The organism is Actinosynnema sp. NPDC023658, assembly GCF_040639995.1.
Taxonomy (GTDB): Bacteria; Actinomycetota; Actinomycetes; order Mycobacteriales; family Pseudonocardiaceae; genus Actinosynnema.
In genome coordinates this window covers 1-2104 of the sequence record NZ_JBFAAX010000939.1, presented here as the reverse complement: position 1 = coordinate 2104, position 2104 = coordinate 1, and the positions used below count along the sequence as shown (strand labels likewise).

The 2104-nt window shown below is 73.1% G+C and carries 2 protein-coding genes and 2 pseudogenes; 3 read left to right on the top strand and 1 reads right to left on the bottom strand.

Annotated features, from left to right (window positions below; all coding sequences use genetic code 11):
- Nucleotides 1-86: pseudogene (locus AB0G02_RS36665) on the top strand (creatininase family protein); the annotation flags it as partial.
- Between the two features lie 60 nt (nt 87-146).
- Here AB0G02_RS36665 and AB0G02_RS36660 read toward each other — a convergent pair.
- Nucleotides 147-704, bottom strand: a pseudogene (locus AB0G02_RS36660) (ROK family transcriptional regulator); the annotation flags it as partial.
- Nucleotides 705-873: 169 nt separating this feature from the next.
- On the opposite strand from AB0G02_RS36660, the gene AB0G02_RS36655 reads away from it, so the two are divergent.
- Nucleotides 874-1077 (top strand): hypothetical protein, encoded by a 204-nt coding sequence (locus AB0G02_RS36655; protein WP_360804025.1) that lies wholly within the window; start codon nt 874-876, stop codon nt 1075-1077.
- On the top strand, nt 1074-2104 hold a 1031-nt coding region (locus tag AB0G02_RS36650), incomplete at its 3' end, for a sugar ABC transporter ATP-binding protein (RefSeq protein WP_360804022.1). The genes AB0G02_RS36655 and AB0G02_RS36650, both read left to right, overlap by 4 nt.

Sequence of the window (2104 nt, the reverse complement as noted above, 5' to 3'; positions counted from 1 at the left end):
GGACGCGCGCGGCGACCGTGGCGGTGCTGCCCGTCGGCAGCCACGAGCAGCACGGCCCGTACCTGCCGCTGTCCACGGACACCGTCGCCCGAGCCGATGCCGGTCGCGACCTTCACCACGATCATGTGCTCGGCGTCGGGGAACGACGTGGTGTGCTCGCCCAGGGCCATCAGGTTGACCTCGTTGTCCACCAGCACCGGCACGTCGAACCCGTCGCGGACGCGGGCGGGCACGTCGAACCCGTCCCAGCCCGGCATGATCGGGGGGTGGTTGGGACGTCCCGACGAGTGCTCGACGGGACCGGGCAGCCCGATGCCCACGCCGGCCGGCGGGACCGACGCCAGGTCGGCGTCCACGAGCAGGCCGCGCCACTCCCGGAGCAACCGGGACAGCACGGTTTCCGGGCCCTCAGCGATGTCCAGCGCGAGTCGGCGTGACGTGAGCAGGGCGCTGTTGAGGTCGGTGACGGCGACGGTGGCGTGGGTCGCGCCGACCTCCGCGGCCAGCACGACCCGCGCGCGGGCGTTGAACGCGAAGCGGCCGGCGGGACGTCCCCCGGTGGGCAACCCGCCGCCCTGGTCGCTGACGAGCCCGGCCTCCAGCAGCGCGTCCAGCCGGGTGCGGATGGTCGAACGGGCCAGCCCGGCCTCGGTGGCCAACTCGGCGCGGGTGCGCGGCGTCCCGTCCAGGAGCAGCCGGAGCACGTGGCCGGGCGAGGCGGCGCTGCGCGTCGGAGTTTCGTCGGGCTCCACTCCGATAAGTGAACCACAAGATCCGAAAGTCTCGGGAGAGTCGACCGAAGTTCCGCACTATACGGCCGAAGTAGCGCGACTTTTGATTGACAGCCGCCAATACCGCTCTTACGGTTCGGCCATGACTGTGACCCACGGAACACGGGCGGTCGCGGAGGGCCATCTCGGCACCCGATCACCGCGCGCCGCCGTCGTGGGCGCCGGGTCCGCGGTCCGGTCGCGCACCGACCGGTTCCCGCGGTCGACCGGCCGGACCCGGCACCGGCACCGCTTCGACGTGGTGGTCGCGGTGCGCGACGGCGAACCGGCGGAGGTGCCCGCGTGAACGTCCGGCTGGAGGGCATCACCAAGAGCTTCCTCGGCGTCCCGGTGCTGCGGGGTGTCGACCTGGAGCTGCGGGCCGGCGAGGTCCACGCGCTCGTCGGGGAGAACGGCGCCGGCAAGTCGACGTTGCTCAAGGTGCTGGCGGGGGTCCACCGGCCCGACTCCGGGCGGATCGTGCTGGGGGAGCGGGAAGTCTCGTTCACCTCCCCGCGCGACGCGCAGGCGGCGGGGATCGCGATCATCCACCAGGAGCTCACCCTCCTCGACCACCGCACGGTCGCGGAGAACGTGTTCCTGGGCCGTGAAGCCGTGCGGCGCGGCCGGGTCGACCGGCGCGCGATGGAGGCCGGGACGCGCCGGCTGCTGGACTGGCTGGGCGAGGAGGGCATCGACCCGTCCACCGAGGTGGTGCGGTTGTCGGTCGCGCAGAAGCAGGTCGTGGAGATCGTCAAGGCGCTGTCCGCCGACGCCAGGGTGCTCGCGATGGACGAGCCCACCGCCGCGCTCGCGGATCACGAGGTGGAGCTGCTGTACCGGCTGGTGGACCGGCTGTGCGAGCGGGGGATGGCGATCCTCTACGTCTCCCACCGGATGCGGGAGGTCTTCGACCTGAGTCGGCGCATCACGGTCCTCAAGGACGGCGCGTTCGTGGTGTGCGCGGACACCCGGGACATCACCTCCGACCAGCTCGTGCGGCACATGGTCGGACGCCCCCTCGAAGCCCTGTACCCGGACCGCGGCACGGAGTTCGGCGACGTGCGGTTGGCGTTGCGCGGCGCGGGCAACGACCGGGTGCGGGACCTCGACTTCGAGGTCCGGGCCGGGGAGGTCGTCGGCCTGGCCGGGTTGCAGGGCTCCGGGCGGTCGGCGGTCGCGCGGGCCGTCTGGGGCGTCGAACCGCTCACCGCGGGCGTGCTGGAGCTCGACGGCGTGCCGACCCGGGTCCACGGGCCGCGCACCGCCGTGCGCGAGGGCATCGGCTACGTCACCGAGGACCGCAAGGGCGAAGGCCTGGCACTGCGGCACTC